The organism is Streptomyces sp. NPDC043952 (genome assembly GCF_056435325.1).
Genome location: NZ_JBWKES010000013.1, coordinates 89,512 through 113,674, shown reverse-complemented (window position 1 = coordinate 113,674; position 24,163 = coordinate 89,512). Strand labels below are relative to the sequence as shown.

Annotated in this window: 21 protein-coding genes; 17 read left to right on the top strand and 4 right to left on the bottom strand. The window is 75.2% G+C overall.

What is annotated here, in order from left to right; genetic code table 11:
* Positions 1–2 precede the first annotated feature (2 nt).
* Positions 3–3,989: a type VII secretion protein EccCa gene (gene eccCa / locus AC069R_RS17540; protein ID WP_478767725.1), complete on the bottom strand. Its 3,987-nt coding sequence runs from the start codon at positions 3,987–3,989 to the stop codon at positions 3–5.
* A gap of 460 nt (positions 3,990–4,449) precedes the next feature.
* On the opposite strand from eccCa, the gene AC069R_RS17535 reads away from it, so the two are divergent.
* Positions 4,450–4,818 carry a DUF3040 domain-containing protein gene (locus tag AC069R_RS17535; RefSeq protein WP_478767667.1) on the top strand — a complete coding sequence of 123 codons (369 nt, stop codon included), beginning with the start codon at positions 4,450–4,452 and terminating at the stop codon, positions 4,816–4,818.
* A gap of 760 nt (positions 4,819–5,578) precedes the next feature.
* Here the strand turns inward: AC069R_RS17535 and AC069R_RS17530 are convergent.
* On the bottom strand, positions 5,579–6,142 hold the full coding sequence (locus AC069R_RS17530) for a hemerythrin domain-containing protein (RefSeq protein WP_478767666.1): 564 nt from the start codon (positions 6,140–6,142) through the stop codon (positions 5,579–5,581).
* A 483-nt stretch (positions 6,143–6,625) separates the two neighbouring features.
* On the opposite strand from AC069R_RS17530, the gene AC069R_RS17525 reads away from it, so the two are divergent.
* The 14 genes from AC069R_RS17525 to AC069R_RS17460 all read left to right on the top strand — a co-directional run bounded on the left by AC069R_RS17525 (position 6,626) and on the right by AC069R_RS17460 (position 21,268).
* Positions 6,626–7,642 carry an NAD-dependent epimerase/dehydratase family protein gene (locus tag AC069R_RS17525; RefSeq protein ID WP_478767665.1) on the top strand — a complete coding sequence of 339 codons (1,017 nt, stop codon included), beginning with the start codon at positions 6,626–6,628 and terminating at the stop codon, positions 7,640–7,642.
* Between the two features lie 29 nt (positions 7,643–7,671).
* Entirely contained in the window at positions 7,672–9,306 is a 1,635-nt protein-coding gene (locus AC069R_RS17520) for a carbamoyltransferase family protein (protein ID WP_478767664.1), read from the top strand.
* Positions 9,303–10,313, top strand: coding sequence for a glycosyltransferase family 2 protein (locus tag AC069R_RS17515; RefSeq protein ID WP_478767663.1), 1,011 nt, complete (start codon positions 9,303–9,305; stop codon positions 10,311–10,313). The genes AC069R_RS17520 and AC069R_RS17515 overlap by 4 nt, the downstream gene beginning before the upstream one ends.
* The gene (locus AC069R_RS17510; RefSeq protein WP_478767662.1) at positions 10,310–10,852 is read left to right on the top strand and encodes a D-glycero-alpha-D-manno-heptose-1,7-bisphosphate 7-phosphatase; all 543 of its coding nucleotides are present in this window, start codon (positions 10,310–10,312) and stop codon (positions 10,850–10,852) included. Before AC069R_RS17515 ends, AC069R_RS17510 begins: the two co-directional genes overlap by 4 nt.
* Positions 10,849–11,859 carry a glycosyltransferase family 9 protein gene (locus AC069R_RS17505; RefSeq protein ID WP_478767661.1) on the top strand — a complete coding sequence of 337 codons (1,011 nt, stop codon included), beginning with the start codon at positions 10,849–10,851 and terminating at the stop codon, positions 11,857–11,859. The genes AC069R_RS17510 and AC069R_RS17505 overlap by 4 nt, the downstream gene beginning before the upstream one ends.
* The gene (locus AC069R_RS17500) at positions 11,856–12,818 is read left to right on the top strand and encodes a glycosyltransferase (RefSeq protein WP_478767660.1); all 963 of its coding nucleotides are present in this window, start codon (positions 11,856–11,858) and stop codon (positions 12,816–12,818) included. The genes AC069R_RS17505 and AC069R_RS17500 overlap by 4 nt, the downstream gene beginning before the upstream one ends.
* Positions 12,815–14,047, top strand: a complete 1,233-nt coding sequence (locus AC069R_RS17495) for a glycosyltransferase (RefSeq protein ID WP_478767659.1) — start codon at positions 12,815–12,817, stop codon at positions 14,045–14,047. The genes AC069R_RS17500 and AC069R_RS17495 overlap by 4 nt, the downstream gene beginning before the upstream one ends.
* Positions 14,044–14,715 carry a D-sedoheptulose-7-phosphate isomerase gene (locus AC069R_RS17490; protein WP_478767658.1) on the top strand — a complete coding sequence of 224 codons (672 nt, stop codon included), beginning with the start codon at positions 14,044–14,046 and terminating at the stop codon, positions 14,713–14,715. The genes AC069R_RS17495 and AC069R_RS17490 overlap by 4 nt, the downstream gene beginning before the upstream one ends.
* Positions 14,712–16,172: a PfkB family carbohydrate kinase gene (locus AC069R_RS17485; RefSeq protein ID WP_478767657.1), complete on the top strand. Its 1,461-nt coding sequence runs from the start codon at positions 14,712–14,714 to the stop codon at positions 16,170–16,172. Before AC069R_RS17490 ends, AC069R_RS17485 begins: the two co-directional genes overlap by 4 nt.
* 522 nt (positions 16,173–16,694) lie before the next feature.
* Positions 16,695–17,693 carry a glycosyltransferase family 9 protein gene (locus AC069R_RS17480; protein ID WP_478767656.1) on the top strand — a complete coding sequence of 333 codons (999 nt, stop codon included), beginning with the start codon at positions 16,695–16,697 and terminating at the stop codon, positions 17,691–17,693.
* On the top strand, positions 17,683–18,660 hold the full coding sequence (locus AC069R_RS17475; RefSeq protein ID WP_478767655.1) for a glycosyltransferase family 2 protein: 978 nt from the start codon (positions 17,683–17,685) through the stop codon (positions 18,658–18,660). The genes AC069R_RS17480 and AC069R_RS17475 overlap by 11 nt, the downstream gene beginning before the upstream one ends.
* Positions 18,657–19,565 (top strand): glycosyltransferase family 2 protein, encoded by a 909-nt coding sequence (locus tag AC069R_RS17470; RefSeq protein ID WP_478767654.1) that lies wholly within the window; start codon positions 18,657–18,659, stop codon positions 19,563–19,565. The genes AC069R_RS17475 and AC069R_RS17470 overlap by 4 nt, the downstream gene beginning before the upstream one ends.
* A 154-nt stretch (positions 19,566–19,719) precedes the next feature.
* Complete coding sequence (locus AC069R_RS17465) at positions 19,720–20,964, top strand: ANTAR domain-containing protein (RefSeq protein WP_478767653.1); 1,245 nt, start codon at positions 19,720–19,722, stop codon at positions 20,962–20,964.
* A 109-nt stretch (positions 20,965–21,073) separates the two neighbouring features.
* On the top strand, positions 21,074–21,268 hold the full coding sequence (locus AC069R_RS17460; protein ID WP_478767652.1) for a hypothetical protein: 195 nt from the start codon (positions 21,074–21,076) through the stop codon (positions 21,266–21,268).
* A gap of 79 nt (positions 21,269–21,347) precedes the next feature.
* On the opposite strand, the gene AC069R_RS17455 is transcribed toward AC069R_RS17460, so the two are convergent.
* Positions 21,348–21,713, bottom strand: a complete 366-nt coding sequence (locus tag AC069R_RS17455) for a DUF6479 family protein (RefSeq protein WP_478767651.1) — start codon at positions 21,711–21,713, stop codon at positions 21,348–21,350.
* 114 nt (positions 21,714–21,827) lie between these two features.
* On the opposite strand from AC069R_RS17455, the gene AC069R_RS17450 reads away from it, so the two are divergent.
* Together AC069R_RS17450 and AC069R_RS17445 are read left to right on the top strand one after the other, a co-directional pair.
* Positions 21,828–22,202 (top strand): four-helix bundle copper-binding protein, encoded by a 375-nt coding sequence (locus AC069R_RS17450; RefSeq protein WP_478767650.1) that lies wholly within the window; start codon positions 21,828–21,830, stop codon positions 22,200–22,202.
* Positions 22,203–22,361: 159 nt separating this feature from the next.
* The gene (locus AC069R_RS17445) at positions 22,362–23,138 is read left to right on the top strand and encodes an SDR family NAD(P)-dependent oxidoreductase (protein WP_478767649.1); all 777 of its coding nucleotides are present in this window, start codon (positions 22,362–22,364) and stop codon (positions 23,136–23,138) included.
* Positions 23,139–23,231: 93 nt separating this feature from the next.
* Here the strand turns inward: AC069R_RS17445 and AC069R_RS17440 are convergent, their stop codons facing one another.
* Positions 23,232–24,143 carry an adenosine kinase gene (locus AC069R_RS17440; RefSeq protein ID WP_478767648.1) on the bottom strand — a complete coding sequence of 304 codons (912 nt, stop codon included), beginning with the start codon at positions 24,141–24,143 and terminating at the stop codon, positions 23,232–23,234.
* Between the last annotated feature and the right edge of the window lie 20 nt (positions 24,144–24,163).

Below are 24,163 nucleotides of genomic sequence, written 5' to 3'. Positions count from 1 at the left end.
ACTCATGACGACACCAGCCCGGTCTGCACGAGCCGTACCGAACGCCGGGTGACGAGCTGCGCCCGGCCCGCGGGCAGTGTGCGCGGCTTGGCCTCGCCGAGGAACTTGCCCTCCTCCTTCGGGTAGGAGAAGAGGAGTCCGGGGTTGCCCAGCTCCCACAGCCGGCGCAGTACCGGGTCCATCATGGCACGGACCGATCCCGAGGTGCTGCGGGCGACGACCAGGTGCATGCCGATGTGCAGGCCCTGCGCGAGCAGCGGCACCAGGGGCGCCATCGGGGAGGGCGCGCCGGGGGTCCCGGAGAACAGGTCGTAGTCGTCGATGAGCACGAACAGCAGCGGCCCCTCCCACCAGTCGCGGCGGGCCAGCTGCTCCGGGCTGATGTCCGGGCCCGGCACCCGCTTGCCCACCGACACCGAGGCGCTGGTGGCCAGTTGGGCGAGCGCGTCGCTGTCCACGACATACCCGACCCGGTACGCCTCGGGCACCGAGTTGAGGAGCCCGCGCCCCGGATCGGCGACCATGATGCGCGCCTCCTCGGGGGTGTAGCGGGTGGTGATGGCGCGGATCATCAGGCGCAGCGCGTTGGTCTTGCCGGTCTCGCCGTCGCCGAACACCATCAGGTGCGGGTTCGTGGTGAAGTCGTGCCACACCGGTTCGAGGCGCTGTTCGTCCCAGCCGAGGCAGACCCTGAAGTCGCCGTCCGCCAGCGGGAGTTCGGTCGCCGGGAGGCGGGTCGGCAGCAGCCGGACGCCCGGTGCGGGGCGGCCCGTCCAGAAGGTGTCGATCTCGGCCACGGCCGACTTGGTGGCCGTCGTCAGATCGCCGGTCTCGCCGGAGCCGTCCAGGCGGGGCAGCGCGGACAGGAAGTGGTGGCCGGCCGCCGTCAGACCGCGGCCGGGCTGGTGCGGCACGGCCGCCGCGATCCGGGAGCCGACCTCGGACTCCATCGAATCGCCCAGCCGCAGCTCGAACTTGGTGCCCAGCAGATCGCGCAACCGGGGCCGGAACTCCGACCAGCGCACCGCGGAACCGATCACATGCAGGCCGAACGACAGGCCGCGCGCGGCCATCTCGATGACGCGGGGCTCCAGTTCCTCGTAGTCCTGGCGCAGCGTGCCCCAGCCGTCCACCACCAGGAACACATCCCCGTAGGGGTCGTCGATCTCGCCCGTGGCCCGCAGCCGCCGGTAGGCGGCCATCGACTCCAGGCCGCGCGAGGTGAACTCCTCCTCGCGCTTCTCCAGCAGCTGGCTCAGCTCGGCGACCGTGCGCAGCACGCGGTCGCGCTCCAGGCGGGTGGCGACCGAGCCGACGTGCGGCAGACCGGCCGTGGAGACCAGACCGCCGCCGCCGAAGTCCAGGCAGTAGAACTGGACTTCCTCGGGGGTGTGGGTCAGCGCCAGGGACAGCAGCAGGGTGCGCAGCAGTGTCGACTTGCCGGTCTGCGGGGCACCGGCCACGCCGATGTGGCCGTCGGCGCCGGAGAGATCGGCGACCAGCAGTTCCCGCAGCTGCTCGAAGGGCCGGTCCACGATGCCGAGCGGCACCCGCAGCGAGCTGAGCGAGGGGTGGTCCGCCGCGCTCATGCCGCGCACCGGGTCCGGCACGATGCCCGGCAGCAGCTGGTCCAGGCTCGGGGGCTCGGTCAGCGGCGGCAGCCACACCTGCCGGGCCGGCGGCCCGCTCTCCTCCAGGTGCCCGATCAGCACCTCCAGGAGACTCTCCTCGCTCTGCTCGCCGCCCGACGCTTGCGCGGCGGCCTTGCGTTCGGCGGCGGCCGACGCCTCCCGCGCGGCCTCCAGGGCCTGCTGCTCGGCGATGCGCTCGGACCTCAGCGTGCCCTGCCGCTCCAGCCCGAACAGGGTGATCTCCTGCCCCGCGGCGGCCAGTTGCGCGGACTGCTCCGCCTCGCCCACCGGCTCGGGTGCGGCGCCGGAGACGTAAGCGGCCTTGAAGCGGACCAGGTTGGTGGTGTCCACCTTCAGATAGCCGTTGCCCGGCGCCGACGGCAGCTCGTAGGCGTGCGAGACGCCGATGACGCTGCGCGACTCCATCGCGGAGAACGTCCGCAGGGCGATCCGGTACGACAGATGTCCCTCGACCTTGTGGATGCGGCTCTCGTCCAGCCGCTGGGAGGCCAGCAGCAGATGCACCCCGAGGCTGCGCCCGAGGCGGCCGATGGAGACGAACAGGTCCACGAACTCCGGCTTGCTGGCGAGCAGTTCGGAGAACTCGTCCACGATGATCAGCAGCGAGGGCAGCGGCGTCAGGTTCGCCCCGGCGCCGCGCGCCTTCTCGTAGTCGAACAGCGAGGAGTACCCGGACTCGCGCAGCAGCTCCTGGCGGCGGATCATCTCGCCGTTGATGGAGTCGCGCATGCGGTCCACGAGGTGGATCTCGTCGGCCAGGTTGGTGATGACCGCCGAGGTGTGCGGCAGCCGGTCCATGCCCAGGAAGGTCGCGCCGCCCTTGAAGTCGACCAGCACCAGGTTGAGGATCTCCGAGGAGTGCGTGGCGACCAGGCCCATCACCAGGGTGCGCAGCAGCTCGCTCTTGCCGGAGCCGGTGGCCCCGATGAGCAGTCCGTGCGGGCCCATGCCGCCCTGCGCCGACTCCTTGATGTCCAGCTCGACGACCTCGCCCTCCTCCGTGACGCCCAGCGGCACCAGGAGACGCGCGGACTGGGTGAGGCGCGGGCGCCACTTGGCGGCCACGTCGAAGGTGCGCGGGTCCCGGATGCCGAGCAGCGCGGTGAGGTCGAAGTCCGACTCCAGCGGCCGGTCCACCAGGTCCACGCTGCCGCTGGTGCGCATCGGCGCCAGCAGCCGGGCCAGCGTGTCCGCCTCCGTGCGGCTCAGCGCGTCGGCCTCGGCGGTCACCGTGTCGTCACCGGCCGGGAAGGCGACGCCGGTGCCGCGCGTGGTCAGCCGCAGCACCTTCGGACCGCCGGTCATCGCGCCGGTCGCGTCCAGCAGGACCACGTTGCGCAGCCCGCCGTGCGTCAGCCGCGACGTCTCCGGCAGCCGTACGCCCTGCGCCACGATGACCACGAACGGCTCGGCCACGCTCGGCGAGGCGTCCGGGTCGTGGTCGGGCCGGTCCCGCACCTCGGTGCCCAGCAGGTCCATCAGCGCGTCGTGGTCCTCGGCGGCGAGCCGCACCTGACCGGCGTCGTCCTCCTCGTGCGGATGCGCGTTGTGCGGCAGCCACTTGAGCCAGTCCCACTCGGCCCGCGCCGACGCCCCGCCCAGCAGGGCGATCCGCAGCTCGTCGGGGGAGTGGAAGGCGGCGAGCTGCGCGACCATCGCCCGCAGCAGCCCGAGCGCGGGCTCCGGCTCACCGGCCAGCTCCACGCTGGTGAACCGCCGTAGCGCGACCGGGATCGGCAGCCGGGGCACCGTCTGGTGCGCCTTGGTGAACCGGCGCAGCGAGATCGCGGTCAGCGGCTCCAGGTCCTCCACCGGCTTGGTCTGCGGCGGCAGGAACTCCAGCGCGGCGCGGCGCACCCCCTGTCCGATGCGGACGCGGGCGAAGTCCTCGTGCGCCGGGCGGCGTTCCCACAGCCGGGGGCCCATCACCAGCGCCCACAGCCGGCCCGGCTCGGGGTTGTCCCACAGCAGGGCGGCCCGCTGCTGCTCGGCGGCCTGCCGGGCCTGCCGGCGCTTCTGCGCGAGGTAGCGCAGGTAGTCACGCCGTTCGGCCCGCATCCGCCGCCGTCGCTCGGCTCCGGCCCGGCCGATCTGGGTCAGCGTCATGCTGACCATGGCGACGCCCATCATCCCGGACATCATGTACGTCGTCGGTCCGGCGCTGCGCATGGAGAACATGAGCACCATGGCGCCGGTGCCCAGCGCCATGGGCAGATACATCAGCGCCGATCCGAAATCGGCGCTCGCCGGCTCCCCCAGAACCGGTGGCTCCGCCAGCTCGACCTGTCCCTCGGGGAGCTGCGGACCCTCGGCGCGCGGTGATCGTTTGGCCACCACGGTGCTCAATGGCAGGGACCTTTCTGAGGCGCTCACGCGGGCATGGCCGGTCAACCATTCAGGTGTGGGCGCGGGTTGACGCTTGTTGATGTGGAGGGCAGTGATCCACTACTGGGCAGATGATATGCACGAGAAGGCGGTGCCGGGTGAACACGTACGGGACCTCGGTGCGCCAACTCGGAAACTTTGCTTTCCTTTTGAATTACTCATGCGGCTCGGTCCGGGATTTATGTCCGCCAACACCCTTTGATCTGCGGGTATGTGACGCCAATGAGGGTTTCGCCCGCGGGGTGCGCCCATAAAGTGAATCGTTGGTTACGGCAGTATGGATGGCCGGTGTCGGCGCGCCTGGAGTCGCCCTGTGTGACGCGACGACTGCGCACTGTGCCGCCGCTTGGGCCTCCCCGCCGCGGGAACTCGGAGCCCGGATGCCGCCGACCGCGGAGGAGGTGCCGTCGCCGTGGACGACTGGGACATGTGGGACAAGCGCGACGAGGCCCGGCTGTCACCGCGCGAGCGGCTGGCCCTGCTGGAGATCGAGGCGCACCTGCGGCAGGACCGGGGCTTCGTCCGGCGGATGGGCGGCGGGGCACACCGGGAACGGGGCGTCCGCGCGCACCGGCGGATCTGGCTGCCGACGGGGGTACTGCTGCTGGCCCTCGCGTCCGCGTTCTGCGCGGTCATGGGCATCCGCACCTCGGACCCCGGCCTGCTGTGGTGCTTCGCGGTGCTGTGGCCCCTCGCCCTCTTCCAGACCTTCCGCCTGCTGTGCCGCCTGGCCCGCCACCGGGGGCGTCGTCCGGGGGACCGGCTGAGCTCGTGGCTGTGACGCCGCGGCCTGGTCTATGGGGCCGCCTTCCGGGGAAGGGCAGGACGGGGGCGGCTGGGCGTGTGCGGGGTCGAGGTTGCGTGGGGGGCGTTGGGCGGGTCGGGGGTTGCCGGTTCGTTGGGCGGGCTGGGGGTTGCCGGTTCGAGAGCCCGGCCCCGGCGCCTTGCCTTGCCGGGCGGACGCGACGGGGATCGGTGTGAGTAACCCGCCGGTGAGCGGGAGAGAGCCGGTCCGGGCGCCGGATCGAATCACGCGGACGCGGGAACGGGCGACGCGTGGGCGGGATGGGCTACGGCACCCAGGCGCCGAGGCGGGCCGCAGGGGCGCGCGTCGCCTGCCTCGGCCCCGCCCTGCTGGCGATCCCTCCCCGTGACCGCGCCATGGGCCCCTGACCGACCCGCGCTCGGACTTTCTCCGCGCCAAGTCTCCTCCGGGCCGCCGGACCCGCCGTGGGCGCCTGCTCGCGGCTGTGGGGCCGGATTACGGGGCGTCTGTGTGGCCGAGGCGGGTCGGTTGCCCTGCAACGGCGCCTCCGGCTTGGCCCGTCCCCGCCGCCCCGCCTCAGACAGCCGACCGGTCTGCGTCGCGCCCCGCCGAGTCCACGGCGGCCCCGCTCCCGCCGGCAACCGGCCCACTCAGCTCAGCCCCCACCAAGTCCCGCGACCGCCTCGACAACGCCCGCACCCCCGCCCGCACCAGCACCCGCCCCCAACGGGCCCTGAACCGCCCCACCCTCACCCCCTGCATCCCCCGCCCCCTCTCAGCCCTCCTTCCACCGGCCCGACAGTGCGTCCCGGATCCGGTCGACCAGGCCCGTGCCGGGGGCGAGGAGTTTGTTGGCCGGGGGAGTGTCGGGGGTGGAGGGGTGGGGGCGGGTCGGGGCGGTTTTCTTGGCGCGGCGCACCTTGTCCCCGAGGTCCAGCAGGGCGTCGGCGGAACACGCCGCCTCCAGCCGCGGGAAGAGGTTCTGCTCCTCGTCCGTCAGATGGGACCGGATCTCGGTCATCAGCCGTGCCATCAGCGTGTCGAACCGGGGATCGTCCGCGGGCAGCCCCTCCAGGTCCTTCATGATCCGCTCGGCCCGCGCGTGGTCCTCGATCTCCTTGTCCGCGAGGGCCGCCCCGCCCTCAAGGTGCTCGCGCACCGCCGGATACAGGTACGCCTCCTCCGCCACCGAGTGCCGCACCAGCTCGATCGTGACCTCGTCCGCCAGCCCCCGGCGCCGCGGCGAGCCGGGCGGCAGTGCCTCGATACGGCCGAACAGCTCCGCCACCTCGCGGTGGTCGGTGGTCAGTTCCTCTACGACGTTCCCGCCGTGACCCATCTCCGTCACCTCCGGATACGGAGCGACGGCCACCCGGTCGCCCACCGCCGCGCCGAGTGCCCCGGTGCGGCACCTCCAAGCACCGCCGGCGAGCACCCCTGGGCACCGCCGGCCCCGCCCCCGTCACCCCGCTCCAAACCCCCTCCCACCTGCGCACTCGACGCCGTGAGTAGCGCGCACCACCGTCCGACCGGACAATTGACTCCAACGTGTGAAACCAACTGGCAGGGGAACTCAGCTGCCAGTGCCGTCCAGACAGCGGCGGCCGCACAGGGCAGTCCCGCGAGGACGCGGGGCACCAGCCCTGTCCTCTCCCCGCACCGCGGGCCGGCGCTGCCCGCCCGGCGGCAGGGCGTGCGCCGCACGCCGCGCGGGAGCGTCCACGGGACGCGGACCGCATCGACCAGTCGACACCGGCGAATCGACGCGGACCACAGCGACCATCCGCGACGTATCCGGACGCAGGACGACAAAGGAAAGCCCATGACCGGTGACACACCCTTTCCCTGGCGGCGCGCCCTCGTGACCGGCGGCGCCGGCTTCCTCGGGTCCCATCTGTGCGAGCGGCTGCTGGATTCGGGCGTCGAAGTCGACTGCGCCGACAACCTGGCCTGCGGTCGCCGGGAGAACGTGGCCCACCTGGAGGACCGGCCCGGCTTCCGGTACGTGTACTGCGACGTCTCCGAACCCGACTGCGCCGAGCGGCTGCCGGGCCCGTACGACCTGGTCCTGCACTTCGCCTGCCCGGCCTCGCCCGCCGACTACCTGCGCATGCCCCTGGAGACCCTGGACGTGGGCAGCCTCGGCACCCGCAACGCCCTGGGCCTCGCCGAACGCGACGGCGCCCGCTTCCTGCTGGCCTCCACCTCCGAGGTGTACGGCGACCCGCAGGTGCACCCGCAGCACGAGGGGTACTGGGGCAACGTCAACCCGATCGGCCCGCGCAGCGTGTACGACGAGTCCAAACGGTTCGCCGAGGCCCTGGTCACCGCGCACGCCGGCACCCGCGGGGCCGACGCCGGGATCGTCCGGCTGTTCAACAGCTACGGGCCCCGGATGCGCGCCCACGACGGCCGCGCCGTGCCCACCTTCATCTGCCAGGCGCTGGCGGGGGAACCGGTCACCGTGACCGGCGACGGCAGCCAGACCCGCTCGCTGTGCTACGTGGACGACACCGTCGACGGCGTGCTGCGGGTCGCCAGGAGCAAGTCCGTGCGGCCGGTGAACATCGGCGGCAGCGACGAGATCACCGTCGCCGAACTGGCCCGCCGCATCGTCGCCCTCACCGGCTCCCGCTCGCCCATCGCCTTCGTCGACCGGCCCGTGGACGACCCCGGCCGCCGCCGGCCCGACACCACCCTCGCCCGCGAACTGCTCGGCTGGTCCCCGCAGATCCCCTGGGAGGAGGGCCTGAAGCAGACCATCGCCTACTTCACGGCCCGGCTCCCGCAGCCGGTACCGGGCACGAGCGGCACACCGCAGCCGGCCCCGCAGACCTGAGCGTCCCCCCGCCGCCCTGGAGGCAGCGCATGCACGTCCTCGGAATCAACGCACTCTTCCACGACCCCGCGGCCGCCCTGCTCACCGACGGCAGGGTCGTGGCGGCCGCCGAGGAGGAGCGGTTCTCCCGCCGCAAGCACGGCAAACGGCCCCTCCCCTTCTCCGCCTGGGAGCTGCCCGAGCACGCGGCCCGCTGGTGCCTCGACCGCGCCGGCCTCACCCCGGCCGACCTGGACGCCGTCGCCTACTCCTACGACCCGTCGCTGGCCCGCCCCGCGGACCAGCTGGGCCTGCACGACCCCTGGGACCACCTGCGCCAGGAATACGCCCGCCGGGCACCGGAGTTCCTTGCCGAGGCGCTGCCCGGACTGGACCCCGCCAAGGTCAGGTTCGTCGCGCACCACATCGCGCACGCCGCCTCCGCCGGACCCGTCTCGCCGTACCCGGACTGCGCCGTCCTCGTCCTGGACGGCCGCGGCGAATGCGGCTCCCACCTGGCCGGCCGCTACACCAACCGGGAACTCACCGTCCTCGGCACCCAGCAACTGCCCGACTCCCTCGGCCTGTTCTACGAGGACCTCACCCAGCACCTCGGATTCCTGCGCAGCAGCGACGAGTTCAAGGTGATGGCCCTCGCCTCCTACGGCAGCCCCCGCTTCGCCGACCGGCTGCGGGAGTACGTCCACGCCGACGACCGGGGCGGCTTCCGGGCCCGCCCGGTGCCCTGGGCCGAGCTGGTCCCGCCGCGCCCGGCCGGCGGCGCCTGGAGCCGGGACCACGCCGACCTCGCGGCCAGCGCCCAACTCTGCCTGGAGGAAGCCATGGTGGCCATCGCCCGGTGGCTGCGCGAACGCACCGGCGAGGACGCGCTCACCATGGCCGGCGGGGTCGCCCTCAACTGCGTCGCCAACACCAGGCTCTGGCGCGAGAGTGGCTTCACGCACGTGTGGGTGCAGCCCGCCGCCGGGGACGCCGGTACCGCGCTCGGCGCCGCCGCGCACATCGCCGGCATGAAGGACACCGTCGAGCCGATGCCGACGGCCGCCCTCGGCCGCGGCTGGAGCGACACCGAACTGCGCGCGTGGCTGGAGCGGGCCGCCGTACCGTACGAGGAACCCGCCGACATCGCCGAGACGGCCGCCGAGGCGCTTGCCGCGGACCAGATCGTGGCCTGGTTCCAGGGCCGCACCGAGTACGGGCCGCGCGCACTCGGCCACCGCTCGCTGCTCGCCCACCCCGGCCGGGCCCAGAACGTGGAGCGGCTCAACGCCGTCAAGGGCCGCGAGGAGTTCCGGCCCGTCGCCCCCATGGTGCTCGCCGAACGCGCCGCCGGGATCTTCGACGGGCCGCTGCCCAGCCCGCACATGCTGTTCGTGCACGACGTGGCCGCCGACTGGCGGGAGCGCATCCCGGCCGTCGTACACGTCGACGGCACCGCCCGCATCCAGACCGTCGACCGAGCCCAGGAACCCCTGATGGCGCGGGTGATCGACGGCTTCGAACGGCGCACCGGGCTGCCCGTCGTCGTCAACACCAGCCTGAACACGGCGGGCCGCCCCATGGTGGACGACCCGCGCGACGCCCTGGAGTGCTTCGGCTCCGCCCCCGTGGACCTGCTGGTGCTCGGCCCGTTCGCCGTGCGCCGCGGAAAGGCCTTCGCATGAGCGCCGCGCCCGCCTACACCGTGGTCCTGCCGACGATCGGCCGCCCCTGCCTCGCCGAGTGCCTGCGCGCCCTCGCCGCGGCCGAGGGACACGTGCCGCACGAGGTGATCGTCGTGGACGACCGGCCCGGCACCGAGGGCGAACTGCCCCTGTCCGCCGCCGGAGTGCTGCTCGACCGCATCCGCATCCTGCGCACCGGCGGCAAGGGCCCGGCCGCCGCCCGCAACGCAGGCTGGCGCACCGTCGAGACTCCCTGGACCGTCTTCCTGGACGACGACGTCCAGGTGCTGCCCGACTGGTCCCGGCAACTCGCCGACGACCTGCGGCAGGCCGGCGAGGGCATCGGCGGCGTCCAGGGCCGGCTGCGGGTCCCGCTGCCCGAGGACCGCAGGCCCACCGACTGGGAACGCACCACCAAGGGCCTGGAGACCGCCGCCTGGGCCACCGCCGACATGGCGTACCGCACCGCCGCGCTCGCCCGCGTCGACGGCTTCGACGAACGCTTCCCGCGCGCCTTCCGCGAGGACGCCGACCTCGCCCTGCGCGTCCGGCGGGCCGGCTGGTTCCTCGTCCGCGGCCACCGCGTCACCCGGCACCCGGTCCGCCCGGCCCACTGGTGGGCCTCGCTGCCCGCGCAGCGCGGCAACGCCGACGACGCGCTGATGAACCGGCTGCACGGCCGCGACTGGTGGGCCCGCGCCCAGGCGCCCCGCGGCCGGCTGCCCCGGCACCTGCTGGTCACCGGCGCCGCGTTCGCCGGAGCCGGCTGCGCCCTGGCCGGCCGCCGCCGCGCCGCCGCCGTCTGCGCCGCCCTGTGGGGCCTGGGCACCGCCGAGTTCGCGCTCGCCCGCATCCTGCCCGGCCCGCGCACCGCCCGCGAGATCGCCGGGATGCTCGGCACCAGCGTCCTCATCCCGCCGCTCGCCGTACGCCACTGGCTGTCCGGCACCGTCCGCCACCGGCACGTGAGGCCGCTGGACGCCCGGCCCGCGGGAGGCGCCGCATGAGCGCCCCGCGCGCCGTGCTGTTCGACCGGGACGGCACCCTCGTGGCCGACGTGCCCTACAACGGCGACCCCGACCGGGTCCGGCTGCTGCCCGGCGCGGCCGAGGCCGTCGCCCTCGCGCGGACCGCCGGGCTGGCGACGGCCGTGGTCAGCAACCAGTCCGGGATCGGCCGCGGGCTGCTCACCGCCGAGGACGTCGCCCGTGTCGACAAGCGCGCCGACGAACTGCTCGGCGGCCTCGACGCCTGGCTGCACTGCCCGCACACCCCGGACGCCGGCTGCCCCTGCCGCAAGCCCCGCCCCGGACTCGTCCTGGCCGCCGCCGAACGCCTCGGCGTGCCGCCCGCGGCCTGCCTGGTCGTCGGCGACATCGCCGCCGACGTGCTGGCCGCGCGGGCCGCGGGCGCGCACGGCGTCCTGGTGCCCAACGACGCCACCGCCCCGGCCGAGGTACGGCGCTTCGCCCGGCACAGCGCCCCCGACGTGCTCACCGCCGTCCGCGACGCCCTCGGCACGGGCGCGGGGAGGTGCCCGCGATGAAGGCGCTCGTGGTCCGGCTCGACAGCTTCGGCGACGTCCTGCTCGCCGGCCCCGCCGTGCGCGCCGTCGCCGCCCACCACGACTCCGTGACCATGCTGTGCGGCCCGCGCGGCGCCGACGCCGCCCGCATGCTGCCCTCGGTCGCGGACGTCCTCGTCTGGGACGCCCCCTGGGAGGGCTTCGCACCACCGCCCGTGGACCCGGCGGACATCGGCGCCCTGATCGACCGGCTGCGCGCGGGGGCGTACGACACCGCCCTGATCCTCACCTCCTTCCACCAGAGCCCGCTGCCCACCGCGCTGCTGCTGCGGCTCGCCGGGATCGGCCGCATCGGCGCCGACAGCACCGACCACCCCGGCCGGCTGCTCGACGTCCGCCACCGCCGCCTGCCCGGCCGCCACGAGGCCGAGGCCGCCCTCGACACCGCCGCCGCCCTCGGCCTCACCCTGCCGCCCGGCGACGACGGCCGGCTGCGCGTCCTGCCGCCCCCCGACACCGGTGACCTGGCCGGCAACGGCCCCTACGTCGTCCTGCACCCCGGCGCCAGCGCGCCCGCCCGTGCCTGGAGCCCGCGCCGCTGCGCCGAGGCGGCGGCACTGCTCGCCGACGCCGGGCACCGCGTCGTCGTCACCGGCGGCCCGCACGAGAAGGCGCTCACCCGGTACGTGAGCGGCGCGACGGCCGTGGACCTCGGCGGCCGCACCGGACCGCGCACCCTCGCCGGAGTGCTGCGCATGGCCGACGTGGTCGTCAGCGCCAACACCGGCCCCGCCCATCTCGCGGCGGCCGTCGGCACCCCCGTCGTCTCCCTGTTCGCCCCCGTGGTCCCCGCCGAACGCTGGGCCCCCTACGGCGTCCCCGTCATCCTTCTCGGCGACCAGTCCGCCCCTTGCGCGAACAGCCGGGCCCTCGACTGCCCGGTACCCGGCCACCCCTGTCTGGACGAGGTCACCGGACAGGACGTGGTCGGCGCGGTGCACAAGCTCATCCAGGAGGGGCACGCATGAACATCCTCGTCTGGCACGTGCACGGATCGTGGCTCACCACCTTCGTGCAGGGCCCCCACACCTACCTGGTCCCGGTCACCGGCGACCGCGGCCCCGACGGCCTCGGCCGCGCCCTCACCTGGGACTGGCCGCCCTCCGTGCTGGAGCGCACCCCCGAGCAACTCCGCACGGACGACATCGACGTGATGGTCCTGCAACGTCCGCACGAACCCGAGCTCGCCCGGCGCTGGACCGGCCGCCGGCCCGGCCGGGACGTGCCCGCCGTGTACGTCGAGCACAACAGCCCCGACGCCTCCCCGGAGCACCAACTCCACCCGCTGGCCGACCAGTCGGCGATCCCCGTCGTCCATGTCACCCACTTCAACCGGCTGATGTGGGACAGCGGCCGGGCCCCCACCGAGGTCGTCGAGCACGGCATCATCGACCCCGGCCGGCAGTGGACCGGCACCGAGCGGCGCGCCGCCGTCGTCGTCAACGAGCCCGTGCGCAGGGGCCGTACGACCGGCACCGACCTGCTGCCCCGGTTCGCCCGCCGCGCCCCCCTGGACGTCTTCGGGATGCGCACCGAGGGCCTTGCCGGCCACCTCGGCCTGCCGCCCGACCGGGTCCGCACCCGCGACCTGCCCCAGCACGAACTCCACCGCGCGATGGCCCGGTGCCGCCTGTACCTGCACCCCGTGCGCTGGACCTCGCTCGGACTGTCCCTGCTGGAGGCCATGTTCCTCGGCATGCCGGTGGTCGCCCTGGACACCACCGAGGTCCGCGAAGCCATACCCGAGGGCGCCGGGGTGGTCTCCAACCGCCTCGACGTCCTGGAGGACGCCGTCCAGGCATTCCTCGCCGACCCCGAGCACGCGCGCCGCACCGGCGACGCGGCACGGGCCGCGGTCCGGGCCCGGTACGGAGAGCGGCGCTTCCTGGACGACTGGGAGCGCCTGATCAAGGAGGTCACCCGATGAGCCGTACCCCGCACACGGCCGGGCGCGTCGCCATGGTCTCCGAGCACGCCAGCCCGCTGGCCGCGCTCGGCGGACCGGACGCGGGCGGCCAGAACGTCTACGTGGCCCAGGTCGCCCGGCAACTCGCCAAGAAGGGCTACCGGGTCACCGTCTACACCCGGCGGGACTCGACCGGCCTGCCGGACCAGGTGACCCTCATCGACGGCGTCCAGGTGGTGCATGTGCCCGCCGGGCCGGCCGCGCCCGTGCCCAAGGACGAACTCCTGCCGCACATGGTGGAGTTCGGGCAGTTCCTCGCCGGGCAGTGGGCGGCGAACCCGCCCGACGTGGTGCACTCCCACTTCTGGATGTCGGGCCTGGCCGCCCTGTGCGGCGCCCGCGGCCTCGGCATCCCGGTCGTGCAGACCTACCACGCCCTCGGCACCGTCAAGCAGCGCTACCAGGGCGCCGCCGACACCAGCCCGCCGCAGCGCCTCGCCGTCGAGGAGGCCATCGGCCACGAGTGCGCCCGGATCATCGCCACGTGCAGCGACGAGGTGGCCGAACTGAAGGCCATGGGGCTGCCCGAGGACCGGTTCAGCGTGGTGCCCTGCGGGGTCGATCCCGACCAGTTCGCCCCGCTGCCCGGCGCCCGTCCGGCCGGGGCCCGCAGGCGGCTGCTGGCCGTCGGCCGGCTCGTGCCCCGCAAGGGCTTCGACCGCGCCATCCGCGCCCTGGCCGGCGTCCCCGACGCCGAACTGGTCATCGCCGGCGGCCCGGAGGCCGAGCTGCTGGCCGGCGACCCCGAGGCCCGGCGGCTGCGCGCGCTGGCCGGCGAGTACGGCGTGGCCGACCGCGTCACCCTGCTCGGCGGGGTCAGCAGGACCCGGATGCCCCGGCTGATGGCCGGCGCCGACCTCGTGCTGTCCCTGCCCCGCTACGAGCCCTTCGGCATCGTCCCACTGGAGGCCATGGCCTGCGCCACCCCCGTCCTCGCCACCGCGGTCGGCGGCCAGCTCGACACCGTCGTGGACGGCGGCACCGGCGTCCTGGTCCCGGCCGACGACGACTACGACCTCGGCGCCGTGGTGCGCTCCCTGCTCGCCGACCCCGAACGCCTGGAGCGGTACGGCGCCGCGGGCCGCCGGCGCGTGCTCAGCCACTACACCTGGGACCGCGTGGCCGACGGCGTCGCCGGGGTCTACCGCGCCGTCTGCCCGCACCCCTCGCTCTCCGGAGTCGTCCGATGAACACCGCCATCGACACCACGCACTGCGACGACCTCAGGAAGGCCCTGGAGAGCTTCCGCGCCTGCGGACCGCTCATCGGGCGCTGGGGCACCGAACTGGCCCGCCGCCTGGGCAGCGGATCACGGCTGCTGGTCGCGGGCAACGGCGGCAGCGCGGCCCAGGCCCAGCACCTGACCGCCGAACTGGTCGGCCGCTACCGCGACGACCGGCCGCCGTTCTCCGCCCTCGCCCTGCACGCCGACACCTCCTCCACCACCGCCATCGCCAACGACTACGGCGTACAGGAGGTGTTCGCCCGGCAGACCGCCGCCCACGGGCGCCCCGGCGACGTGCTCATGCTGCTGTCCACCAGCGGCGCCAGCGCCAACCTGCTGTCCGCCGCCGACCGCGCCCACCGCCTCGGCATGACCGTGTGGGCCCTGACCGGCCGGGCCCCCAACCCGCTCCAGCTCGGCGCCGACGACGCCCTGTGCGCGGACGCGCCGACGGCCGCGACCGTGCAGGAACTCCACCTGGTCGCCGTGCACATGCTGTGCGAGGCGTTCGACCGGGCCGTGGAGCAAGGCGAGGCGGACGGGCGCGAGCAGGCCCGCCCCGACGGCCGGCACGGCGACGTGGGGCGGCTGCTGGACGGCCGCCCGGTGGCCCTGCGAAGGGACCGGACATGACACACACCGCTACCGCCCCGCGCACGCCGCTGGTCGTGGTCGGCGACGCCCTCCTCGACCACGACCTGTGCGGCCACGCCGAGCGGCTGGCCCCCGACGCGCCGGTGCCCGTCGTCCACGACACCCGGCGCAGCTCCCGCCCCGGCGGCGCGGCCCTCGCCGCCTGCCTGGCCGCCGCCGACGGCCGCCCGGTCACCCTCGTCACCGCCCTCGGCACCGACCCCGCGAGCGCCACCCTGCGCGAACTCCTCGCCGGTCGCGTCGAGTTGGTGGAGATACCGCTGGAGGGCTGCCTCAGCAGCAAGACCCGTGTGCTCGCCGGGGACCGCCCGCTGCTGCGCCTGGACGACGGCGAGGGGCGTGCCCGCGAGGCCACCCGCGAGGCGGAGTCCGCGATCACGGCGGCCCGCGGCGTCCTGGTCGCCGACTACGGCCGGGGCACCGCGGACGTCCTGCGGGACGCGCTGTGCCGTACCGCCGCGCCCCTGGTCTGGGACCCCCATGTGCGGGGCGGCCGCCCGGCGCCGGGCGCCCGCCTGGTCACGCCCTCCGCGCAGGAGGCCCGTGTCCTCGCCCGGCGACTCGCCGACGAGGAGGGCGAGTCGGACGGCGGCACCGGACTGCGCACCGCCGCCCGTGACGCCCGCGCCCTGGTGCGGGCCTGGCAGGTGCAGGCGGTCGCCGTCACCCTCGGCGAACGCGGCGCGCTGCTCTCCCTGGGCGAGACCCCGCTGCTGGTGCCGACCCCGGCCGCCGCGGCCGGCGACCCCTGCGGCGCGGGCGACCGCTTCGCCGCGGCCGCCGCCGGACTGCTCGCCGACGGCGCCTTCACCGAGGCCGCCGTGCAGGCCGCCGTGCACGCGGCCACGCGGTACGTCGCCGAGGGCGGGGCCCGCGCGGTGGCGGCACCGGAGCACCCGGACCGCCCCGAGGAGCCGGAACCGGCCGCGCCCGGCGGCGACGCCACCGCCGACGCCCTGCGCACGGCCGCGCGGGTCCGGGCCGCCGGCCGTACCGTCGTCGCCGCGGGCGGCTGCTTCGACCTGCTGCACGCCGGTCACGTCGCCCTCCTCCAGGCCGCCCGGCGGGCCGGCGACTGCCTGATCGTCTGCGTCAACTCCGACGACTCGGTCCGCCGCCGCAAGGGCGCCGGCCGCCCCCTGGTCCCCGTCGCCGACCGGGTCCGGGTGCTGCGCGCCCTGGAATGCGTGGACGCGGTCGCCGTCTTCGGCGAGGACACGCCCGAACGTCTCCTCGCCGACCTGCGCCCGCACATCTGGGCCAAGGGCGGCGACTACGCCCGCACCCCGCTGCCCGAACAGTCCCTGGTGGAGAGCTGGGGCGGCCAAGTCCTGCTGCTGCCGTACCTGGACGGCCGCTCCACCACGGGCCTCGCGCGCCGGGCCGCCGCGTCCCCGGCGACCGCGCGGCAAGGGGACGGCGCCATGGACGGCTGAGCCCCGGCCCACCGGCCGGCCGCGACACCGGACCGTCGTACGACACCGGACCGTCGTACGACACCGGACCGTCGTACGACACCGGATCTCGTACGACGCCGGATCTTGCACCGGCACCGGCACCGGCCCCGGCACCGGCCCCGGCACCGGCACCGGCCCCGGCCCCGGCACCGGCACCGGCCCCGGAATGGCACCGGCACCTGAATGGCCCCGGCCCCGGAATGGCCCCGGCACCGGGAGGGCACCCGATACCGGGAGGGCACCCGGCACCGGACCCCGGACCGCACCAAACCCCGGTCCCACCGGAGCCCGGACCGCACCGGACCCCTGACCGCACCGGGCCCCGGATCGCACCGGGCTTCGGTCCCCACCGGTCCCCGGCCCGCGCCGACACCGGACGCGGCCCCGGACCTGGAGGTGGACTTGGAGGCGGACCGTCACCCCGGCTCGCGCCGCCGCCCCGGACCCGGCCCGCCCCCCGACCGCTGGCCCCGGCTCCCGCACCCCCGGAGGAGACCCCTCGTGACCCGCACTCCCCATCCCCCGACCGTCCTGGTGCTGCGCGCGCTGGGCCTCGGTGACCTGCTGGCCGGAGTGCCCGCGCTGCGCGGCATCCGCCGGGGGTTCCCCGGTCACCGGATCGTGCTCGCACAGCCCGCGGGGCTCGCCGAACCGGCCCTGGACACCGGTGCGTTGGACGCCGTGTTCCCGGCCGAGGCACCGGGGCGCGCGGTCCCGGCGCTCACCCACTGGGCGGCACCACCGCCCGACGTGGCGATCGACCTGCACGGCAACGGCCCCGAGAGCCGCGACGCCCTCGCCGCCCTGCACCCGCGCCGGCTGCTCGCCCACGCCTGCCCGGACGGCCCGCCCTGGCCCGCCCAGCTACACGAACGGGACCGCTGGTGCCGCTTCCTGGAGCACTACGGCATCCCCGCCGACCCCCTCGACCTGCGCCTGCCCCCGCCCGCGACGCCCTCCCCGGCGCCGGGCGCCGTCCTGGTGCACCCCGGCGCCGCCTCCGGCGCCCGCCGCTGGCCGGCCGAGCGGTTCGCCGCCGTCGTACGGTGCCTGCGGGCCGCCGGACACGATGTGGTGCTCACCGGCGGTCCGGGGGAGGAGGCCCTCGTCCGGTCGGTCGCCGAGCGCGGCGGCGTGCACCAGCGGGACGTACGGGCCGGCAGCCTGCCCCTGGCCGAACTGTCCGCGCTGGTGGCCGAGGCGTCCCTGGTGCTCTGCGGCGACACCGGCCTCGCCCATCTCGCATACGCCCACGGCACCCGCTCCGTCACCCTGTTCGGGCCCGTCTCGCCCCGTCTGTGGGGCCCGCCCCCGACCCCCGGCCACCTGGCCCTGTGGCAGCCCGGCCCGCCCGGCGACCCGCACGGCCGCACCCCGGACGCCCGCCTGCTGCGCATCGGCTACGGCGAAGTCGCCGCGGCCTGTCTGACCCTGCTGCGGCGCGACCGGGACCGCCCGGCGAACCGACCCCCGCGCCCGGCGGTGGCCCATGCCAACTGAGCCCGCCCCCACCCGAGTTCAGCGCCCGGCCGCGGCCGGCGACCACCGGATCACCGTCGCCGTCATCACCCGTGACCGCCCCGCCAGCCTGCTGCGCACCCTCGACGCCCTGGCCGCGCTGCCCGAGCGCCCGCCGGTCATCGTCGTGGACAACTCCCGTGACGAGCGCACCCGTCGGGCCGTACGCGGCCACCCGGCGCTCACCCGGCTGCTGCACCCCGCCGCCAACACCGGTGCCCTGGGCCGCAATCTGGCCGTCCGGCACGCCCGCACCCCCTATGTGGCCTTCAGCGACGACGACTCCTGGTGGGAGCCCGGCAGCCTCGCCACCGCCGCCGACCTCCTCGACCGACACCCCCGGCTCGGCCTGCTCGCCGCCCGCACCCTGGTCGGCGACGAGGCCGCCGACGACCCCCTCAACGCCGTACTCGCCGCCTCGCCCCTGCCCCCCGAGCCGGACCTGCCGGGCCGCCCGGTCCTCGGCTTCCTCGGCTGCGCCTGCGTCGTGCGCCGGGAAGCGTTCCTCGCCGCGGGTGGCTTCCACCCGCTGCTGTTCTTCGGCGGCGAGGAGACCCTGCTCGCCTACGACCTCGCCGCGCGCGGCTGGGGCGTGGCCTACGAACCCGCCCTGCGCGCCCGCCACCACCCCGAGGAGCACGGCCGTACCGGGCGCCCCTTCCTCGTCCGGCGCAACCACGTCCTCACCATCTGCCTGCGCCGCCCCTGGCCCGTCGTCCTGCGCGCCGCCGGGGACCTCGCCCTCGCCGCCGCGTCCGACCACCCCGGCGCCCGCCGGGCCCTGCGGGAAGCCCTCGCCCGCCTGCCCGCCACCCTGGCGCGCCGCCGCCGGCTCCCGCCACGGGTCGAGAGCGCGGCCCGCCTGCTGGACCGCCAGGCCAGAGGGGAGGCCGCCCGAGAGGGGACCGCCCGAGAGGGGACCGGCCGAGAGGAGGACGCCACGTCATGAGCGACGCCCGGACCGACGACCGTACGACCGTCGTCGTGATCACCCACAACCGCCGCGACGAACTGCTGCGCACCCTCGCCGAGTTGGCGCGCCTGCCCGAGCGGCCCCGCGTGATCGTCACCGACAACGCGTCGAGCGACGGCACCGCCGAGGCCGTCGCGCGCGGCTTCCCGGACGTGACCCTGCTGCGTCCGGGCCGCAACCTCGGCGCCGTCGGCCGCAACCTGGCCGTCCGCCACGTCCGCACGCCCTACGTGGCCTTCTGCGACGACGACTCCTGGTGGGAGCCCGGCAGCCTGGCCCGCGCCGCCGACCTGCTGGACGCCCGGCCCCGGCTCGCGGCCGTCACCGCGCGGATCGTCGTGGAGCCGGACGGCACGGAGGACCCGGTGGTGTGCGAACTGCGCGACTCGCCCCTGTCCGGCCCCGACTGGCTCCCCGGACCGGCTCTCGGCTCCTTCCTCGCCGCCGCCACGGTGATGCGCACCGCCGCCTTCCGCGCGGGCGGCGGCTTCCACCCCGGACTGTGGCTCGGCGGGGAGGAGGAACTGCTCGCCTGCGACCTGATCCGGCAGGGCTGGTGGCTCGCCTACGCCGGGGAACTCACCGTCCACCACCAGGCATCCCTGCTGCGCGACAGCACCGCCCGGCGCGTCCTGGGCTTGCGCAACACCCTGTGGTTCACCTGGCTGCGCCGCCCGCTGCTGCCCGCCCTGCGCCGCACCGGCCACCTGATCCGCACCGTCCCCCGCGACGCCGCCTCCGCGCGCGCCTTCGCCCGTGCCACCGCCGGCCTGCCCTGGGTGCTGCGCCAGCGCGACCCCGTGCCCCCCGACCTGGAACACCGCCTGACCGCGCTGGAACGGGCCCGCCGCGACTCCCCGGCCCGCCGCTACATCGGCTGACGCCCGAGGTCACCGCACCGCGCGAAACACCGTCCGCCTCCGGCCGCGTCCGGTTGAGAGCGGGGCGTCCGCCGTGCATGGTGGGTGTCCAAGGTCAGGTTCATGGTCAGGAAGCGGCCGTACCGGCCCCTCCCCGAGCTGCCCGGGTGATGCCATGAAAGCCTTCACGCCGCGGCCGGGCGCACCGGCCCCCCTGATGATCGAGTCCTCCGTGGTGGAGGGCCTGCCCGCCGAGGGCGCGCTGCTGCTGCGCATGTCCGGCACCCTCGACGCGCACGGCGCCGATGCCTGGTCACAGGAGCTGCGCGGCCATCTGGAGCAGGCGGACCGCGCCGGGCTGCGGCCCGTCCTCGACATGGCCCATGTACAGCTCGGCGGCGCCGCAGTGCTGCGCACCCTCAGCCAGACCACGCGCGTCCGCGCCGGCCGCCCCGACCTGATCATCGTGCGCGCCCGGCCGGGTGTCCGCGAGGCCGTGCGCCTGGCCCGCCTGGAGGGCGTCCAGCTGTACGCCACCCTGGACGAGGCGGTGCGTGAACTGGCCCGCGCCGCCGCCGGGGTGGAGGAGTTGCCCGCCTGGCGCTCCCAGATGGCCGATCCGCTGCGGCCGTCGTACCAGGACCTGGACCAAGAGGTCCGCGCCCTGCGCGCACGGGTCCGCACCGCCCCGGTGATCGGCATGGCGCAGGGCGTGCTCATGGCCCGCTACGCCCTGCCCGAGACCGGCGGCGCCTTCCGTGTGCTGCGGGAGACCTCCCAGCGCTTCAACGTGCCGCTGCGCGTCCTCGCCTCCGTCGTCGTCGTGGCCCGGCCGCCCGACGGCCCGGCCTGGTTCCCCGGCCGCCGCCCGCTGCCCGTGCCCCCGCTGCGCGTCCTCGCCCGCGCCGAACGCGACCCCCGCTACCGCGGGCAGATGATCGACGCCGTACTGCGCGAGGCGCTCGCCATCGGCCGCGCCCCGGCCGGCCATGTGCTCTGCGTCGATCCCGCCGTCAACGCGCTCGCCCTGGAGGCCCGGTACGGCGGCACGGACGCCTACCTCGACCACCTCGGGCGCGGCCGTGACGACGGTACGGCCGAGGCGGTCGCCCGCACCCGCGGACGACGCGTGAGCATGCCCCACGTGGCCACCGACGCGCTGCTCTCCGAGGACAGCCGGCGCGCCCTGCTCGCGACCGGCGCGCGAGCCCTCCAGTGCGTCCCGGTCCTGTCCTCCGCGGGCTGCTGCGCCGGCCTGATCACCGTGCACTGGCCCGACGCCGGACACCGCCCGACCTCGGCCCAGGCCGAGGCCCTGGGGCTGCTCGCCGCCGACACCGCGGCCTGGCTGGCCTGGTACCACCGCACGGTCCTGCTCGACGCCCTCGAACACCTCCATCAGCGGCTGACCAGGCCGTGAGCGGTGCGCGGCGCGTCCACCGCCCGTCGTGAGCGGAGTGCGTCACGTCCGCCGCCCTGGGAACCCGGACCCGGCACGCAGTACGCATCACCCGGAGGGAGTACGGCGCATGTCCAATCCACAGCAGCCCGAACAGCGGCGCAGTGACAAGGGAGGCGCCACCCCGCAGGACAGCGGCGAACTCAAGGCCCGGCAGGCGGCCGAGCGCGGCGCGGGCGGCCGCCCGAAGGGCACGGACAAGGGCGACAAGGGCGGGGGAGAGGGCGGCGGAGTGCCCCCGGCGCAGCAGCCCGACCACCCCTGAGCCCGAGCCCGTCCACGCGGAAGGACCCCGGCGACACAGCGTGTCCGCCGGGGTCCTTCGTCGCTGCGGTCACCGACCGTCAGTGAGCGCCGAGCCCCCCGCCTCCGAAGGACCCGCTGGACCCGCTGCTCCAGCGCGGACGCTTCTGGTCCTCGCTGGTCTTGGAGTCCATGTTGCTCAGCTCGTAGGGGGTGAGCGGACGGCCGCCCTTGGGTGTCCTGGGGACCTCCTGGTAGTCCCGGTTCTCCCGGAGCTCGTGCACCGCACCCTCCGGTGGCAGCTTCGGCTGCTCCTCGGGACGCGGGCGAGCGGGTTCGCTGGACTTGACGCGGGAGGTCAGCCAGAAGCCGCCGGCGAGCAGTGCCAGGAGCCCGACGGCCACGACGAAGAGGACGAGGCTCATCAGGCCGCTCGGTGCGGCCAGCTGCATCGGTGCGGTGTTCATACGACAGAGATACCCCTCCCATAACCGAGCGAATCGAACAAATGAAATAAATCGGACTCCGCTGTCGTGGGGACGGCCGGGTTTGCCCCCGGCCCTCGGGGCAACCCGCACGCTGTGACCCAGCAGGCTTCCCCGCAGCAGCTCTACCGGTTCCTGGAGGACCGCTTCGGATGTGCCCAGGCGTGCACGGAGTGTGCCCGCGCCTGCTCCGTGCGGGTCAGCCTGGTCGATCCGGGCGGCTCCGACCACCAGGAGCGGGTGCGGCGGCTCGGGATCATGTGCGCCGAGGTGTGCGACGCCACCTGCCGGCTGCTGTGCGAGGAGGGCCTCCAGGACGAGGAGGGGCTGCGCGGCCGGGTGGACTGGTGCCGCAAGGTCTGCCTCGAATCCGCCCACGCGTTCGACGGGCACCCCGGCGCCGAATCGGCCGCGGCCGCCTGCCGCTCCTGCGCCGACGCGTGCGCCGAATTCCTGGAGACGCTGACCTAGCCGGTCGAGGGCGCCCATAGGGTGCATGGGTGCGCTGTCCGGGTCAGTCGACGGCGTAGCCATGGGCGATTTGTCCTCACGCGCCTCTACGCTTCGCCACGGTCGACCGTCCGCACAGGCCTGGAGAGGCCCTGGAGAGGCCCAGAGAGGACTCCCCTCATGTCAGCTCCCGTGGTCGTCATCACCGGCGCGCTCAGCGGAATCGGACGGGCCACCGCCGTGGCCTACGCCAGGCGGGGTGCCGATGTCGTCGTCTCGGGACGGCATCCGGGCCCCGGCAAGGAACTCGCCGGGGAACTCGAAGGGCTCGGGGCGCGGGCCCTGTTCGTGCGGGCCGACGTGCGGCTGGAGGACGAGGTCCGCGACCTCGTGGCGCAGGCCGTCGACCGCTTCGGCCGGATCGACGTCGCCCTCAACAACGCCGGGACCGAGGGGCGGTCCGCGCCGATCACCGCCGTGACGGACGACGCCTACGCGGCCACCTTCGACACCAACGTCAAGGGAACCCTGCTGAGCATGAAGCACGAGTTCCGCGCCATGCGGGAGCGCGGCGGCGGCAGCATCGTCAACGTCAGCAGCGTGTACGGCCTGATGGGCTACCCGGAGGTCGCCGTGTACGCCGGCAGCAAGCACGCCGTCATCGGCATCACCAAGGCGGCCGCCCTCGAAGGCGCCGCGCACGGCATCCGGGTGAACGCGGTCGCCCCCGGCTTCACCCGGACCGGCATGTACGAGCGGGTCACCGGCGACGACCGGACGCGCGAGGCGGTGAACTCCGTGCTGCCCCTGCACCGGCCGGGCACCCCCGAGGAGGTGGCCGAGGCCGTGATCTTCCTCGGGTCCGCGGGGGCGTCGTACATCACCGGCCAGACCCTGACCCTGGACGGGGGCCTCATGGCGGGCTGGCCGGCCTTCCCGACAGCCGACCTGGCGTGAGCCCCCCTGCCGGATCACCCGGTGGCCCCTATGCCAGACCGCGACTCCGCGCCCCGGCGGCGGACGGCAACCGGGTGGCACAGCTCATGGATCTCATGCGGCGTCCGACGCGGCGACGCGGGTGAGGAGTTCGTCCAGGGAGATGGCGTCGGCGCGGGTCGAGGGTACCGTGCAGGCGTGGGCGCCCGCGATCGCGCCGTAGCGGGCGCAGCGCAGCGGGTCCAGGCCGTCCAGCCAGCCGAGCAGGAAGGCGGCGGCGAACGCGTCGCCCGCGCCGTTGGAGTCCACCACGGGCTCGGGCGGGGCGACCGCGGGCACATGGGACAGCTCGCCGTCGGCCAGCAGGTACGCGCCCTCGGCGCCCGCGGTGGCCACCACGATCCGGGCCCGGCCGCGCGCCGCGATGTCCCGCATGGTGCGCTCCGGGTCGGCCAGCGCGGTGGTGGACAGGAACACCAGGTCGGCGGCGAGCGCGAAGGGCTCGTGGTACGGGTTGGCGCCGTCCCAGTTGTGCAGGTCCGTGGAGACGGTCAGCCCGGCCTCGCGCAGCACCGGCAGGGCGTACGCGCACGGGTGGGTGATGACCACGTGCGCGTGCCGGCTCCGCGCGGCGAGCGCGCGCAGGGTGCCCTCGGGCAGCCGGTCGGACTCCTGGCTGCGGGTGTCGTCGTACAGGGAGAGCCGGCGCCCGTCCGGGCCGACCAGGTTGACCGCGCGCTTGGTGCCGGCGGCGGAGGGCACGTCGGTGAGCGGGATGCCCCGGTCCCGGTGCAGCGCGCGCACCAGATCGCCCTCGGGGTCGGCGCCGACCAGGTCGATGTGGTGGGCGCGCAGGCCCAGGGCACTGACCCCGAGCGCCACGAAGTCCCCGCTCTGCCCGGCGCGGGTCACGATGCCCGGCCGGATCATGTGGCTGTCGGCGTAGGGGACCGGCAGCTCCGGCACGTGGACGACGGTGTCCACGCCGGCGCCGCCCAGGACGAGGACATCGGTCTCGGTGGTCATGGCAGTCGGCTCGTTTCTCT